Annotated in this window: 14 protein-coding genes; 6 read left to right on the forward strand and 8 right to left on the reverse strand. The window is 64.5% G+C overall.

Going from position 1 to position 14,459, the window contains the following annotated elements:
• The first annotated feature begins 106 nt into the window (after positions 1 to 106).
• The 6 genes from accC to OKW27_RS26695 all read left to right on the forward strand — a co-directional run bounded on the left by accC (position 107) and on the right by OKW27_RS26695 (position 5,916).
• Positions 107 to 1,471, forward strand: a complete 1,365-nt coding sequence (gene accC / locus OKW27_RS26670; protein WP_090801904.1) for an acetyl-CoA carboxylase biotin carboxylase subunit — start codon at positions 107 to 109, stop codon at positions 1,469 to 1,471.
• 3 nt (positions 1,472 to 1,474) lie between these two features.
• Complete coding sequence (gene prmA, locus OKW27_RS26675; protein WP_090801906.1) at positions 1,475 to 2,377, forward strand: 50S ribosomal protein L11 methyltransferase; 903 nt, start codon at positions 1,475 to 1,477, stop codon at positions 2,375 to 2,377.
• A 47-nt stretch (positions 2,378 to 2,424) separates the two neighbouring features.
• The gene (locus tag OKW27_RS26680) at positions 2,425 to 3,807 is read left to right on the forward strand and encodes a zinc-ribbon and DUF3426 domain-containing protein (protein ID WP_429335339.1); all 1,383 of its coding nucleotides are present in this window, start codon (positions 2,425 to 2,427) and stop codon (positions 3,805 to 3,807) included.
• Positions 3,808 to 3,879: 72 nt separating this feature from the next.
• Complete coding sequence (tpx, locus tag OKW27_RS26685; protein WP_090801909.1) at positions 3,880 to 4,380, forward strand: thiol peroxidase; 501 nt, start codon at positions 3,880 to 3,882, stop codon at positions 4,378 to 4,380.
• A gap of 95 nt (positions 4,381 to 4,475) precedes the next feature.
• The gene (locus tag OKW27_RS26690) at positions 4,476 to 5,414 is read left to right on the forward strand and encodes a carbohydrate kinase family protein (protein ID WP_090801910.1); all 939 of its coding nucleotides are present in this window, start codon (positions 4,476 to 4,478) and stop codon (positions 5,412 to 5,414) included.
• 25 nt (positions 5,415 to 5,439) lie between these two features.
• A complete protein-coding gene (locus OKW27_RS26695; protein ID WP_184058527.1) occupies positions 5,440 to 5,916 on the forward strand; it encodes a hypothetical protein in 477 nt (158 codons plus the stop codon).
• A gap of 224 nt (positions 5,917 to 6,140) precedes the next feature.
• Here the strand turns inward: OKW27_RS26695 and OKW27_RS26700 are convergent, their stop codons facing one another.
• From OKW27_RS26700 to OKW27_RS26735, 8 genes are all read right to left on the reverse strand, one after another.
• The gene (locus OKW27_RS26700) at positions 6,141 to 6,767 is read right to left on the reverse strand and encodes a histone H1-like DNA-binding protein (RefSeq protein ID WP_184066851.1); all 627 of its coding nucleotides are present in this window, start codon (positions 6,765 to 6,767) and stop codon (positions 6,141 to 6,143) included.
• Between the two features lie 29 nt (positions 6,768 to 6,796).
• The gene (locus OKW27_RS26705; RefSeq protein WP_084754174.1) at positions 6,797 to 7,114 is read right to left on the reverse strand and encodes a hypothetical protein; all 318 of its coding nucleotides are present in this window, start codon (positions 7,112 to 7,114) and stop codon (positions 6,797 to 6,799) included.
• 87 nt (positions 7,115 to 7,201) lie between these two features.
• The gene (locus OKW27_RS26710; protein WP_090805471.1) at positions 7,202 to 8,437 is read right to left on the reverse strand and encodes a ribonucleotide-diphosphate reductase subunit beta; all 1,236 of its coding nucleotides are present in this window, start codon (positions 8,435 to 8,437) and stop codon (positions 7,202 to 7,204) included.
• 586 nt (positions 8,438 to 9,023) lie between these two features.
• Entirely contained in the window at positions 9,024 to 12,047 is a 3,024-nt protein-coding gene (locus OKW27_RS26715; protein ID WP_429335340.1) for a ribonucleoside-diphosphate reductase subunit alpha, read from the reverse strand.
• Between the two features lie 45 nt (positions 12,048 to 12,092).
• Entirely contained in the window at positions 12,093 to 12,233 is a 141-nt protein-coding gene (locus OKW27_RS26720) for a hypothetical protein (protein WP_429335341.1), read from the reverse strand.
• Positions 12,234 to 12,587: 354 nt separating this feature from the next.
• Positions 12,588 to 13,184, reverse strand: a complete 597-nt coding sequence (ampD, locus tag OKW27_RS26725; RefSeq protein ID WP_429335342.1) for a 1,6-anhydro-N-acetylmuramyl-L-alanine amidase AmpD — start codon at positions 13,182 to 13,184, stop codon at positions 12,588 to 12,590.
• On the reverse strand, positions 13,181 to 13,492 hold the full coding sequence (locus OKW27_RS26730) for a PP0621 family protein (protein WP_090801917.1): 312 nt from the start codon (positions 13,490 to 13,492) through the stop codon (positions 13,181 to 13,183). The genes ampD and OKW27_RS26730 overlap by 4 nt, the downstream gene beginning before the upstream one ends.
• 8 nt (positions 13,493 to 13,500) lie before the next feature.
• Positions 13,501 to 14,424, reverse strand: coding sequence for a cytochrome C assembly family protein (locus OKW27_RS26735; RefSeq protein ID WP_090801919.1), 924 nt, complete (start codon positions 14,422 to 14,424; stop codon positions 13,501 to 13,503).
• Between the last annotated feature and the right edge of the window lie 35 nt (positions 14,425 to 14,459).

The following is a 14,459-nucleotide window of genomic DNA, read 5'->3' on the forward strand; positions in this document are numbered from 1 at the left end:
ACGATTTGCCGCCCGCGCGCCGCTCGTCCCGAGGCGCGCGACCGATCCTCTGCGGCAGCCGGCGTCGTGACCGACCCGGCGCCCATTGATGAGTCGAAAACCCGCTATGTTTGAAAAAATCCTCATTGCCAATCGTGGCGAGATCGCGCTTCGTATCCAGCGCGCCTGCCGCGAGCTCGGCGTCAAGACGGTCGTCGTCTATTCGGAAGCCGACAAGGAAGCCAAGTACGTGAAGCTCGCCGACGAGGCGGTCTGCATCGGCCCGGCACCGTCGAATCTGAGCTATCTGAACATGCCCGCGCTGATCAGCGCGGCCGAAGTCACCGACGCCGAAGCGATCCACCCCGGCTACGGCTTCCTGTCGGAGAACGCCGACTTCGCCGAGCGCGTCGAGCAGTCCGGCTTCACTTTCATCGGCCCGCGTCCGGAAACGATCCGCATGATGGGCGACAAGGTCACGGCCAAGCAGACCATGATCAAGACCGGCGTGCCTTGCGTGCCGGGTTCGGAAGGCGCGCTGCCGGACGATCCGAAAGAAATCGTGAAGATCGCCCGCCAGGTCGGCTATCCGGTCATCATCAAGGCGGCGGGCGGCGGCGGCGGCCGCGGCATGCGCGTGGTCCACACGGAAGCGGCGCTCGTCAACGCGGTCATCATGACCCGGGAGGAAGCCGGCCGCGCGTTCGGCAACCCGCAGGTCTACATGGAGAAATTCCTCGAGAACCCGCGGCACATCGAAATCCAGGTGCTGGCCGACTCGTTCAAGAACGCCGTGTGGCTGGGCGAGCGCGACTGCTCGATGCAACGCCGTCACCAGAAGGTGATCGAGGAAGCGCCGGCGCCGGGCATCGCGCGCCGTCTGATCGACCGCATCGGCGATCGTTGCGCGGACGCGTGCAAGAAGATGGGCTATCTCGGCGCGGGCACCTTCGAGTTCCTGTATGAGAACGGCGAGTTCTACTTCATCGAAATGAACACGCGCGTGCAGGTCGAGCATCCGGTGACCGAACTGATCACCGGTGTCGACATCGTGCAGGAACAGATCCGCATCGCGGCCGGCGAGAAGCTCACGTTCCGTCAGCGCGACATCCAGTTCCGCGGCCATGCGATCGAATGCCGGATCAACGCCGAAGATCCGTTCAAGTTCACGCCGTCACCGGGACGCCTGACCTCGTGGCATATGCCGGGCGGTCCCGGCATCCGCGTCGATTCGCACGCCTACAATGGTTATTTCGTGCCGCCGAACTACGATTCGATGATCGGCAAGCTGATCGCTTACGGCGCCACGCGCGAACAGGCGATCATGCGGATGCGCATCGCGCTGTCGGAAATGGTGGTCGAAGGTATTCAGACCAACATCCCGCTGCACCGTGAGCTGATGCTCGACGCGAAGTTCGTCGAAGGCGGCACCAGCATCCACTACCTCGAAAACCGGCTGGCCGCGCGTCAGCAGGTCGCGGAAGAAGCGTAAGTCATGAGCTATCGGGAACTGGTTGCCGAACTGGCGCGCGAGCACGCGGAGGAGTTGTCCGACGCGCTGCTCGAGCTGGGCGCGCTGTCGGTATCGGTCGAAGACGCCGACGCCGACACGCCCGACGAGCAGCCGCTGTTCGGCGAGCCCGGCCTCACGCCGGATCGCACGGCATGGCAGCATTCGCGGGTGATCGCGCTGCTCGCGCCGGAACACGATCCGGCCGTGCTGCTGACCGCCGCGGCCAACGAGATCGGACTCGATGCCGCGCCGGCATATACCGTGCGCGAGGTCGAGGAGCAGGACTGGGTGCGGCTCACGCAGTCGCAGTTCGATCCGATCCAGATCGGCGAGCGCATCTGGGTCGTGCCGTCGTGGCACGATGCGCCGGACCCCGACGCGCTCGTGCTCGAACTCGATCCGGGTCTCGCGTTCGGCACCGGCAGCCACCCCACTACGCGTCTGTGCATGGAGTGGATCGAGCAGTCGATCAAGCCCGGCCAGTCCGTGCTCGACTACGGCTGCGGCTCGGGCATCCTCGCGATTCTCGCGAAGAAGTGCGGCGCCGATCCGGTGATCGGCATCGATATCGATCCGCAGGCGGTCGAATCGGCGCGTCACAATAGCGAACGCAATCACGCCGAAGTCACCTATGGCCTGCCCGACGCCTGTCCGGCCGGCGAATTCGACGTCGTGGTCGCGAACATTCTCTCCAATCCGCTCAAGCTGATGGCGTCGATGCTGTCGTCGAAGGTGAAGCCGGGCGGCCACATCGCGCTGTCGGGCATTCTCGCCCGCCAGGCCGAGGAGGTCGCGCAGGTCTACGCGCGCTGGATCGATATCAGCGTGTGGCGCGAACATGAAGGTTGGGTGTGCCTCGCCGGAACGCGCCGCGAAAGCAATTAGAATAAGGCGTATTGTCAACCTAACGGCCTCAGGCTCAACGGCTCGATATGCACCTGGCGACGCGTTGCCCCTTCTGCGAAACTGTCTTCCTTCTGCAACCGGCGCAGCTTGCGCAGCGCCGCGGCCTCGTGCGGTGCGGGCATTGCCAAGAAGTCTTCGACGCGTCGAGCAGTCTGTTCGACGTCTCCGAAGGCGGCGATTTTTCCACGGCCAAACCGGTTGCCGCCGCGGCGGCAATCGAAGCGCTGTCGGGTGTGCGGCAACCCAACCCGGACTTCAGCGGGGTCGCGTGGGACCCATGGGCGCCGGCTTCGGAACAAGACTCCACCAGCATTTCCCGCAGCACGCTGGATGCCCGTTTGCGCGACCACGTGAGCAGCGTGCCGCTCGCGCCGCTGCCGCCTGGCGGCAACGAGCACGCACCCGTCGCATCGGACACTCCTCGCCAGGCGACCGAACCGGAATTGCGCGCCGGCGCTTTCACGGCACCGCTACCCGCGGACGATGAGCCGACGCTGGCCGACGCGCCGCTCGAACCCTTCGCCTATCCCGCCGACAATGCGGTCGATGAACCACCTGTCGTCCCGCCCACCGCGCCTGCTCCCCCACCGCGAGTCGAAGACGAAGCGCCGCGCGTCTGGCACAAGATCGAACGCCCCGAGCCGTCCACGCTCGATGAACCGGCGCTGCGCGAACCAGCAAGTCTGCATGGCATGCCCGACAACGAGCCGCACTTCGGCCCGGTCGGTGGGGGCGTGGGCGGCTTCGGCGCCGCCGCAGGCATGGCTGCCGCAGGTGCTTCGGGCGCCGGCGGTCCCGGCGGCCCGCGCCCGCCGGGCGGTCCGTCGCTCGCCCCATCGAGCGGCGAACCGTTCTCGGTCAATCCGCCCGTCGGCGATGGCGACGATCCGTTCCCGGTCGTGCGCGAAACCCGCCCGGTGGACGCCGGACGCGTCGGCTGGATCGTCGCCGGTGTGGTGCTCGCCGCGCTGCTCGTCATTGCGCTGCTCGCGCAACTCGCGTGGTGGCAACGCGAGACCGTGATGGTCAACCTGCCGCGCTCGCAGATCCTGTACGCGCAGGCCTGCGCGCATCTCGGCTGTCAGCTGACGCCGCCGCACGACCTCGAAGGCTTGCTGGTCGAGCCGTCCGATCTGCGGCAGATCGACGGCCCGCACAAGCTCGAGTTGAAGATGCCGCTGCACAACCGCCTGAACATCGCGCTCGCCTACCCCGCGATCGAACTCACGCTGCTCGACGATCAGAACAACGTCGCCGTGCGGCGCGTGCTGTGGCCGCAGGATTACGTGCCGCCCGGCACCGTGATCGCGTCCGGCCTGCCCGCGCACGCGACGCAGACGATGATCGTGCACCTCGACACCGGCAGCGCGATTGCCTCCAATTTTCGCGTACAGATTTTTTATCCGTAACGCACCCTCGCGCGCCCGCTCCCGAGCGGGCGCATCATTGTCATCACTGAAGCCCTTTTCGGAGCACAACACATGAGTCAAGTCACGCTGGGCGGCAACCCGATCGAAGTAAGCGGCACGTTCCCGTCGGTCGGCCAGCAGGCCGCCGCATTCTCCCTGATCGGCCGAGACCTGAAGCCGCTGACGCTCGCCGACTTCGCCGGCAAGCGCAAGGTGCTCAACATCGTCCCGAGTCTCGACACGCCGACCTGCGCGACGTCGACGCGCAAGTTCAACGAAGCCGCCGCGAAGCTCAGCAACACGGCCGTCATCGTCGTGTCGGGCGACCTGCCGTTCGCGGCGTCGCGCTTCTGTACGACCGAGGGCATCGAGAACGTGGTGACCGCGTCGACGTTCCGCGGCCATGAGTTCGCGCAAGCGTACGGCGTCGACGTGACGAGCGGTCCGCTGACCGGCCTGACCGCGCGCGCGGTCGTCGTGCTCGACGAAAACGACAAGGTCGTGCACGCCGAGCTGGTCGGCGAGATCAAGAACGAGCCGAACTACGACGCAGCGCTCGCCGCGCTGAAGTAAGCCCTCTCGCGCGCGATCCACGGCGCCGCGCCTCGCGCGCGGCGCTGTCGGCGCGGCGCGTCTCTTCCCACCGCTTTCATACAGGAACGCTCGCCTTGGCTACGCTCATCTGCGGCTCGCTCGCGTACGACAACATCATGACCTTCGAAGGCCGCTTTCGGGAGCACATCCTGCCGGAGCAGGTCCACATCCTGAACGTGAGCTTTCTCGTGCCGACCATGCGTCGCGAGTTCGGCGGCTGCGCGGGCAACATCGCCTATGCGCTGAATCTGCTCGGCGGCGACGCTCGCATCATGGGCGCGATCGGCGCCGTCGACGCACAGCTCTATCTGGACCGGCTCGCGCAGCTCGGCCTGTCGACGGAAAACGTGCTCGTCGTGCCCGACACCTACTCGGCGCAGGCGATGATCACGACCGACCTCGAGAACAACCAGATCACCGCTTTCCATCCGGGCGCGATGATGCAGTCGCATCAGAACCGCGCCGACGAAGTGGCGGGCCTGACGCTCGGCATCGTCGCGCCGGACGGCTATGACGGCATGGTCCAGCACTCCGAACAGCTTGCCGCCGCAGGCGTGCCGTTCATCTTCGATCCGGGCCAGGGCTTGCCGCTGTTCGACGGCGAGACGCTGCGGCGCATCATTGAACTTGCTACTTATGTAGCGGTCAACGATTACGAAGCCGCGCTGGTGAGCAACAAGACCGGCTGGTCGATCGAACAGATCGCCGGCAAGGTCGACGCGCTGATCATCACGCTCGGCGAGAAGGGTGCGCAGATCCATCACGGCGGCGGTATCGAAGAGATTCCGGCGGTCACGGCCAGGCAGGTGCTCGATCCCACCGGCTGCGGCGACGCGTTTCGCGGCGGCTTGCTCTACGGTATCGAGAAGGGTCTCGGGTGGGCCACGACCGGCCGTCTCGCCAGCCTGATGGGCGCACTGAAGATCGAGCATCAAGGCCCGCAAAACTACGCGCCCAGCCGGGCGGAAATCAACGAGCGGTTCAAGCAGGCCTTCGGATACGACCTGCACTGATATCGCGTGCTATGGGAGTTTGGGAATGAGAACATCGAGTCGCCTGATCGTCGTCACCTTGTTCGCCGGTTCGCTGGCCATGTCGGGGTGTGCGGTCAACAGCAGCTCTCCCGACGTTTTCACCGCCTCGCAGGCGCAGCGTGAACAGACGGTTCGCATGGCCACGGTGGAGAGCGTGCGCGCGGTGCGGATCAGCACGAACGACGGTCAGCCGATCGGCATCGGCGCACTCGGTGGCGGGGCGCTCGGCGCGCTCGCCGGCAGCACGATCGGCGGCGGACGTGGCTCGGTCGCGACGGGTATCGTCGGCGGTATCGGCGGTGCGGTCGCCGGCAATGCAATCGAAAACCGCGTCGCCATGCGCGACGGTATCGAAATCACCGTGCGCCTCGACAACGGCGACATGCGCGCCGTCACCCAAACTGCTACCGGCGAAATCTTCCGCGCAGGCGATCGCGTGAGGCTGCTGTCGAGCGGCGGCGTCACGCGCGTCACACACTAAGCGCACCTCCCGCGCGGCGGCGCGTAGTTCAGCGCCGCGACGACGACTTCACACGCATGGGTCCTCACGGGTCCATGCGTGTTTTTTCTTTTCGGGACGACGAGCAAAAAAAACCCGCCACCGGCACACCGGTAACGGGTCATTGACCGGGTGGCGCCCGCAAGAAATCGAGCACGACCCGGTCATCCGACACATCGTACGATGTGTCGACTTACTGCTACTGCTTACGGACGGCTGCCCGTCGGGAACGGCCATGCCGCTGCCGGGTTCAGCGCGGTCTTCACCGTCGCCGCCGGTGCGCTCGAGACAGCAGGCGCAGCGGGAGCAGGCGCGGCCTTCTTGGCGACAGCCTTCTTCGCAGGGGCAGCCTTCTTCGCAGGCGCAGCGGCCTTCTTCGCGGCAGCCTTCTTGGCAGGTGCAGCTTTCTTGGCTGCAGCCTTTTTGGCAGGCGCCGCCTTCTTGGCAGCGGCCTTCTTCGCCGCGACCTTCTTCGCCGGTGCTGCCTTCTTCGCTGCGGCCTTCTTCGCCGGTGCTGCCTTCTTCGCTGCGACCTTCTTCGCTGCAACCTTCTTCACCGCGGCTTTCTTCGCCGGTGCTGCCTTCTTCGCCGCGACCTTCTTGGCTGCAACCTTCTTCGCCGCGACCTTCTTCACTGCCGCTTTCTTCGCCGGTGCTGCCTTCTTCGCCGCGACCTTCTTCGCTGCAACCTTCTTCGCGGCGACCTTCTTCACTGCGACCTTCTTCGCGGCGACCTTCTTGGCCGGAGCAGCCTTCTTAGCCGGAGCAGCCTTCTTTGCTGCGGTCTTCTTTGCTGCGGGCTTCTTGGCCGCGGCCTTCTTTGCAGTTGCCATCATTTTCTCCTTCAGGTTTTCAGATGAGGTCAGTTCAAACTACACCCTTCGTCAAAACCCGCTTCCCGCGGACGCTTCTCAGGGCGCGCGCTACGAAGCGGGCTATTCATCGGCGTACGCAGGTGCGGCGCGCTTACGCTAATGAATGCGGTAAGGCGCGCCGTGCCCGAAGGCACCGCGCGCCAAATCTGGTCGGCGTCGCAAGGCGACGCCGGCAATTGCTTGATCGGGCCGCCGGCAACGACGCCAGCGGCTTTTTCCGGGGGGAAGTTTGCCCATCCCACTGAAGGGTCCGCAAAGTGCCTGTCATGTTTGTGGGCCGTCAAGGCACCGGGCACGCTTTGCATCAGGCCGTTCTGCTCCTAACCCGGGGCGCCGCGGCCACAGGCGGCGGCATCCCCATCAATGAATACATCCGCGATACGAATCCCGGCTTACTCCCAGGAAAGCGCACCGCCAGTCTGATATTCGATCACTCGCGTCTCGAAGAAATTGCGTTCCTTCTTCAGGTCGATCATCTCGCTCATCCACGGGAACGGGTTTTCCTCGTTCGGGTACAGCGGATCGAGACCGATCTGCTGGCAACGGCGGTTGCAGATGAAGCGCAGATAGCTCTTGAACATCGACGCGTTGAGGCCGAGCACGCCGCGCGGCATCGTATCTTCGGCGTAGCGGTATTCGAGCTCGACCGCCTGCTGGAAGATCGCGCGAATTTCGGCGCGGAATTCGGCCGTCCACAGGTGCGGGTTTTCGAGTTTGATCTGGTTGATCAGGTCGATGCCGAAGTTGCAGTGCATCGACTCGTCACGCAGGATGTACTGGTACTGCTCCGCCGCGCCGGTCATCTTGTTCTGGCGGCCGAGCGCCAGGATTTGCGTAAAGCCGACGTAGAAGAACAGGCCTTCCATCACACAGGCGAACACGATCAGCGAGCGCAGCAGCGTCTGGTCTGCTTCGAGCGTACCGGTCTTGAAGGCCGGGTCGGTCAGCACGTGGATGTACGGAATCAGGAATTCGTCTTTCGCGCGGATCGACGGGACCTCGTGATACGCGTTGAAGATTTCGCCCTCGTCCAGACCGAGCGACTCGACGATGTACTGGTAAGCGTGCGTGTGGATCGCCTCTTCGAACGCCTGGCGCAGCAGGAACTGGCGGCATTCGGGCGCCGTGATGTGGCGGTAGGTGCCCAGCACGATGTTGTTGGCGGCGAGGGAATCTGCCGTCACGAAGAAGCCGAGGTTGCGCTTGACGACGCGGCGCTCGTCTTCGGTCAGCCCGTTCGGGTCTTTCCACAGGGCGATGTCGCGCGACATGTTCACTTCCTGCGGCATCCAGTGGTTGGCGCAACCCGCCAGATACTTTTCCCAAGCCCACTTGTACTTGAACGGCACCAACTGATTGACGTCAGTCTGGCCGTTGATGATGCGCTTGTCGGCGACATTGACGCGCGCTTCGGAAGCGGCCGCCGCGTTGGCAACCGCGTTGCCAATATGAGCGACGGGAGCGACAGCGACGTCGTTCGCGAAGACTTCTTGAGCGGAGGGAGCATGCGGCGCGGAACGCGTTCCGATTTGCGAATCAACAGCCGACCCCGCAGCGTTGCGCAACACGTTCGGTTGCGTCGCGCTCGAGGGAGTTACGGCAGTGATCTCGTCATCCCAGTTGAGCATAAATGTCACCATCAATTTAGAACGGTTTGTACCATCTTTTCACGAGCGATAAAAGAGTTCACTCGCGAAAATTCCTGTTTTCGATTCGCGTTGCTACGTTCATACAACACTTTGTTCGACATGCTGCGTGTGACCCATCCAGTGACGCATCGAGTGACGCGTGATGAACGCGTGTTGAACATGTGTTGCCGAGGTCCTTCGCGAACTCGAAGAGCAACGTTTCGACACGACGTTTCGTTGCTCTATCTATATGTATTGCGCAGTGCGTTCACGGCATCCGCCGACTGATCGATGGACTGATCGATGCCGCACGAGCCGCGCATCGCGAGAGTCGGCGGTGAGCCGTGTCGAGCGTGTTGCGTCAGCGTTGGCGGTCGAGGTGCGATGCCATGTCGAGCGATCGTCTGGTGTTGCCAACGGCTGGATTGCTTCACTGCATCGACGAGCGGTGAGACTTCGATACTGCTCACCGCTCGTCGACCTGCTTTCTACTTCATCGACGGGGCGCGTCGCTCACCGCCTGCGGATCACCACCTACGACCCTCGCGTGCAGTCAGCAAGCATCGCTCCCGCTGCTTGCCAATCTTTACTGGCAAGCCTCGCACTCGTCGAAGCCAGGATCGCCCGGACGCATCATGCAGACCGGACCATCCGCTTCGGGTGCCGCGTCGAGCGCGACCGCGGCAGTCGCTGCGACCGCTGCAGCAGCCTGGAAGCCGCCGCCCACACCACCCGCCGCGCCGCCGCCCACGCCGAAGCCGCCTGCCGCGCCGCCCGCGCCACCCGAGCCGTCATGACCCGAGCTCACCGCGTTCAGCGCGCCGTGCGCAACCGTCGACTTCTCGACGTGCGTCGCCGCCATCGTGCGCAGGTAGTAGGTGGTCTTCAGTCCGCGCAGCCATGCGAGCTTGTAGATCTCGTCGAGCTTCTTGCCCGATGCGCCCGCCATGTAGATGTTCAGCGACTGCGCCTGGTCGATCCACTTCTGACGACGCGAAGCCGACTCGACGAGCCACACCGGATCGACTTCGAACGCGGTCGCGTAGATCGCGCGCAGGTCGGCCGGGATGCGGTCGATGCGCGACAGCGTGCCGTCGAAGTACTTCAGGTCGGCGACCATCACTTCGTCCCACAGGCCGCGCGCCTTCAGGTCGCGCACCAGGTAGTCGTTGACCACCGTGAACTCGCCCGACAGGTTCGACTTCACGTACAGGTTCTGATAGGTCGGCTCGATGCACGCCGACACGCCGATGATGTTCGAGATCGTCGCGGTCGGCGCGATCGCCACGCAGTTCGAGTTGCGCATGCCGTAGGTCGAGATACGCGAGCGCAGCGCGGGCCAGTCCATCGACTCGCTCGAATCGACCTCGACATAACCGCCGCGCGCCTCGGCGAGCAGCGCCACCGAATCCTGCGGGAGGATGCCGCGATCCCACAGCGAGCCGCGGTAGCTCGAGTAGCGGCCGCGCTGTTCGGCAAGCTCGGTCGACGCGTAGTACGCGTAGTAGCAAACCGCTTCCATCGAGCGATCGGCGAACTCGACCGCTTCCTGCGACGCGTACGGCGTGCGCAGCACGTGCAGGCAGTCCTGGAAGCCCATGATGCCGAGGCCGACCGGACGGTGCTTCAGGTTCGAGTTACGCGCCTTGGCGACCGCGTAGTAGTTGATGTCGATCACGTTGTCGAGCATGCGCATCGCGACGCTGACCGTGCGCTTCAGCTTGTCGTGGTCGAGCGCGAGCGTGCCGTCGGCCTGCTCCTTCAGGTGCGCGACGAGGTTCACCGAGCCGAGGTTACAGACGGCGATTTCGGCGTCGCTCGTGTTCAGCGTGATTTCCGTGCACAGGTTCGACGAGTGGACGACGCCGACGTGCTGCTGCGGCGAGCGCACGTTGCACGGATCCTTGAACGTGATCCACGGATGGCCGGTTTCGAACAGCATGCCCAGCATCTTGCGCCACAGCTGCGCCGCCGGGATCTTCTTGAACAGCTTGATCTCGCCGCGCGCGACCTTGTCTTCGTAAGCCGTGTAAGCCGTTTCGAACGCGGCGCCGAACTTGTCGTGCAGGTCCGGACAGGTGGACGGCGAGAACAGCGTCCAGTCGCCGCCTTCCATCACGCGCTTCATGAACAGATCGGGAATCCAGTTCGCGGTGTTCATGTCGTGCGTGCGACGACGGTCGTCGCCGGTGTTCTTGCGCAGCTCGAGGAATTCCTCGATGTCGAGGTGCCACGATTCGAGGTACGCGCACACCGCGCCCTTGCGCTTGCCGCCCTGGTTCACGGCGACCGCCGTGTCGTTGACGACCTTCAGGAACGGCACCACGCCCTGCGACTTGCCGTTGGTGCCCTTGATGTGCGAGCCGAGCGCGCGCACACGCGTCCAGTCGTTGCCGAGGCCGCCGGCGAACTTCGACAGCAGCGCGTTTTCCTTCAGCGCTTCGTAGATGCCGTCGAGGTCGTCGTCGACCGTGGTCAGGTAGCAAGACGACAGCTGCGAGCGGCGCGTGCCGGAGTTGAACAGCGTCGGCGTCGAACTCATGAAGTCGAAGCTCGACAGCACGTTGTAGAACTCGATCGCGCGCGCTTCGCGGTCGATCTCGTTCAGCGACAGACCCATCGCGACACGCATAAAGAATGCCTGGGGCATTTCGATACGCACGTTGTCGTGATGCAGGAAGTAGCGGTCGTACAGCGTCTGCAGACCGAGGTAGCCGAACTGCAGGTCGCGGTTCGCGTCGAGCGCGGCCCCGAGGCGCTTCAGGTCGAACTGCAGCAGCTTGTCGTCGAGCAGCTCGGCTTGCACGCCGCGCTTGATGAACTGCGGGAAGTACTCGGCGTAGCGCTCGCCCATCTCGGCTTGCGTGACTTCCTCTTCGAGAATCTCGCGGCGGATCGTATGCAGCAGGATGCGCGCGGTGACCTGGCTGTAGGCCGGGTCCTTTTCGATCATCGTACGGGCAGCGAGGATCGCCGAGTCATACACCTGGCTCATCGGCACGCCGTCGTACAGGTTCTTCACCGTTTCCGCGACGATCGGCTCGGCGCTTACGGCCTCGCCGAGGTTCGCGCACGCGGACTCGATGATGCCGCGCAGCGCAGCCATGTCCAGCGCACGCGTGATGCCGTTGTCGGTCACGTTCAGGCCCGGGGTGCTGGCGCCTTCCGCTGCCTGACCTTCATGAGCGTCATGCGCGCGCGCCTGGTTGCGCTTCTCGCGATACAGCACGTAAGCGCGCGCGACGTTGTGTTCGCCGCCGCGCATCAGCGCGAGTTCGACCTGATCCTGAATGTCTTCGATATGGAACGTGCCGCCATTCGGACGGCTGCGCACCAGCGCGCGCACCACGTTCTGCGTGAGTTGCTCGACCAGTTCGCGCACCCGTGCCGACGCCGCGCCCTGACCACCGTTGACGGCGAGGAACGCCTTCGTCACGGCGATCGCGATTTTCGACGGCTCGAACGACACCACGCTGCCGTTGCGGCGGATCACCTTGTAGTCGGCGTAATTCGCTTGCGGCGCGAGCGCCTGCGCGCCTTGGGTCTGGCCGAAGGCCTGGCCAGTCGGTGAGCCCTCGTAACGGGTCGTCACGTTGTCGGTGGTTTGCATGTGCAAAGCTCCTGGTCTTGGAAATATTGCGGCGAGTGCCGCGGATTAAATCAAACGCCGCGCCGCCGCGTGCGCGTGCGCGTGCGATGAGGTGCAGGAAGGCCGGCTACGCCGGTTGGCGGGATGCAACTGCGAGGAAGCCTGGTTCGATTTGATGACGGTCTTCATCGGGTCGGTCGCGATCACTGGCTGGTCCTTTCCTGAATGCTTCTGGATGCGGCCGGAGATCCCCTACCGGCTGCTCCCCAGGAATTTTTTTCGCTGTCTGGAATGCTTGCGGTGCCAGGCTCGGGGAGCGGGACGCCGCAGACTTATCCACTCTTATTCACTCGGTTATGCACATGGTTATTCACAGCACAACACAAGATATAGTGCGAAACTCAGTTGTCGGCACCAAGTATAGTGGAGTTTCGAGACAGGTCAAAAGGTTTTTATTTGCGCTTGCAGTCTTGACTTTTGCTTCACGCGGCGCGCAGAAGCTCCCCGGAGAAGCAGGCTGCGCCTCGTTCTGCGTGGATCACGCAAGATCGTGCGAAGGGGTTACCGCGTTTCGGAAAACTTGCGATAGGGGAAATACCGACCGTCGAGCAAGGTGTCGCGCTGCAGTCGCGGCCACTCGAAATACGGACCGGGATCGGTCTTGCGACCGGGTGCGATGTCGGAGTGGCCGGCAAGCGCGTCGATCGGATAGCGTGCCTTCAGTGCTCTGACGAGCGCGGCGAGCGTGCGGTATTGCGCCGCTTCGAAGGCGGTGGTGTCGCTGCCTTCGAGCTCGATGCCGATCGAGAAATCATTGCAGCGCTCGCGGCCGAAAAAATTCGACGGCCCCGCGTGCCACGCGCGCTCGTTGCACGACACGAACTGCTCGAGTGCGCCATCGCGATGAATCACGAAATGCGCGGACACGCGCACGCCGCGCAGATGCGTGTCGTAGTACGGGTGAGTGTTGCAGTCGAGCGCGTTCTGGAACAGCTCGGCAATCGCGGTGCCGCCGAACTGGTTCGGCGGCAGGCTGATGTTGTGAACGACGATCAGCGTCGGCAGCGCGCCTTGCGGCCGCGCTTCGAAGTTTGGCGAGGCAAGCTTGCGTGCGGCAGGAACCCAACCGTCGGCATCGACGGTGTACGCGCCGCTCATCGGGCGTCGCGGCCGCTCGGACGCGCGCCGTGGCGCTGCGCGTGCGCGGCGCAGCAGAACGCCTGCCCCGCGACGCTGACCGAGTCGCTCTTCGGTGCGTGCACGCCGCACTCGACGCAGCGGATCATCGGCTCGGCAAGCTGCGGCTGTTGCCCATTCGAAGAACGCGCGCCGCCATTTGCGGTGCCGGCAGCGTTGGCACCGCCGGCACCGGTGCGTTGCGCGGACTGCGCGTCGTGGCGGCGCAGCGCCTTCACGAGCCATTGACCGACGATGAACAGCAGAATCAGCAAAAAGATTTGTCGCATGGGGACACTCACACCACGGGCCGGTGCAACAGCACCTCGAAAACAAAACGGCTGCCGACGTACGCGAGCAACAGCGCGACGAACGAGGCCAGCACCCAGCGCAACGCCGCACGGCCGCGCCAGCCGGACACCTTGCGCGCGGTCAGCAGCGCGCCGAACATCACCCACGAAAGAATCGCGAACACGGTCTTGTGATCGAGCCGCAACGCGCGGTCGATCAGCTGCTCGCTGAACAGGATGCCCGACAGCAGCGTCAGCGTGAGCAGCACGAAGCCGGCGCCGATCAGACGGAACAGCAGCTTCTCGAGCGTGAGCAGCGGCGGCAGCGCGTCGAGCCAACTCGACCACCAGCCATTGTCCGCCGCCGCGTGCCTTTGCGCGAGACCACCGCGCATCGAATGCAGACGCCGCTCGACCGCCAGCATCAGCACCGCGTGCAGCGCCGCGATCGCGAACAGACCGTACGCGATATTCGCAATCAGGAAGTGCAGCTTGAACATCGGCGCAGCCGCATACGGCAGCACGCGCACGCCGCCGAACGCGAGCGGCAGCAGCGACGCGACGCACGCGAGTGGCAACACCAGCAGGCGCAGTCCGTCGAGCGGGAAAAAGAAACTCTCGATCCAGTAGATGCCGGCGCCGAGCCAGAACATCGCCGACAGCGCGAACGCGAAGCCGAACACCATCGCGTTCTGCGGGAAGATCGTGCTATGCAGCAGCACGCCGTGAGCGAGCAGCGCGACGAACAGCAGCGCGCGCCCGGGCGCGCTCATGCCGGAGGCCACCAGAGCGCCCGCGTTGGCGGCATGACCGGGCAGCGGCGGCACGCTCTCGAGCAGCGGCCGCACGGCCGCGTGCCGGTGCGAGCGCCAGCCGGCCACGGCAAGACCGCCATAGAGAAGCGCGGTGAGGGCATACAGTACAATATCCATATTCGAAGTTTACACTAGGGCCCTACTCCGCGACG

Source organism: Paraburkholderia sp. 35.1, from assembly GCF_050436525.1.
Classification (GTDB): domain Bacteria; phylum Pseudomonadota; class Gammaproteobacteria; order Burkholderiales; family Burkholderiaceae; genus Paraburkholderia; species Paraburkholderia tuberum.

Bases quoted from the DNA above. Each gene is read 5' to 3' on its own strand.
- ampD (WP_429335342.1), bottom strand. From the start codon at position 13,184: ATGAGCGGCGCGTACACCGTCGATGCCGACGGTTGGGTTCCTGCCGCA.
- OKW27_RS26680 (WP_429335339.1), top strand. From the start codon at position 2,425: ATGCACCTGGCGACGCGTTGCCCCTTCTGCGAAACTGTCTTCCTTCTG.
- OKW27_RS26735 (WP_090801919.1), bottom strand. From the start codon at position 14,424: ATGGATATTGTACTGTATGCCCTCACCGCGCTTCTCTATGGCGGTCTT.
- prmA (WP_090801906.1), top strand. From the start codon at position 1,475: ATGAGCTATCGGGAACTGGTTGCCGAACTGGCGCGCGAGCACGCGGAG.
- accC (WP_090801904.1), top strand. From the start codon at position 107: ATGTTTGAAAAAATCCTCATTGCCAATCGTGGCGAGATCGCGCTTCGT.
- OKW27_RS26710 (WP_090805471.1), bottom strand. From the start codon at position 8,437: ATGCTCAACTGGGATGACGAGATCACTGCCGTAACTCCCTCGAGCGCG.
- OKW27_RS26705 (WP_084754174.1), bottom strand. From the start codon at position 7,114: ATGCAAAGCGTGCCCGGTGCCTTGACGGCCCACAAACATGACAGGCAC.
- OKW27_RS26695 (WP_184058527.1), top strand. From the start codon at position 5,440: ATGAGAACATCGAGTCGCCTGATCGTCGTCACCTTGTTCGCCGGTTCG.
- tpx (WP_090801909.1), top strand. From the start codon at position 3,880: ATGAGTCAAGTCACGCTGGGCGGCAACCCGATCGAAGTAAGCGGCACG.
- OKW27_RS26730 (WP_090801917.1), bottom strand. From the start codon at position 13,492: ATGCGACAAATCTTTTTGCTGATTCTGCTGTTCATCGTCGGTCAATGG.
- OKW27_RS26700 (WP_184066851.1), bottom strand. From the start codon at position 6,767: ATGGCAACTGCAAAGAAGGCCGCGGCCAAGAAGCCCGCAGCAAAGAAG.
- OKW27_RS26715 (WP_429335340.1), bottom strand. From the start codon at position 12,047: ATGCAAACCACCGACAACGTGACGACCCGTTACGAGGGCTCACCGACT.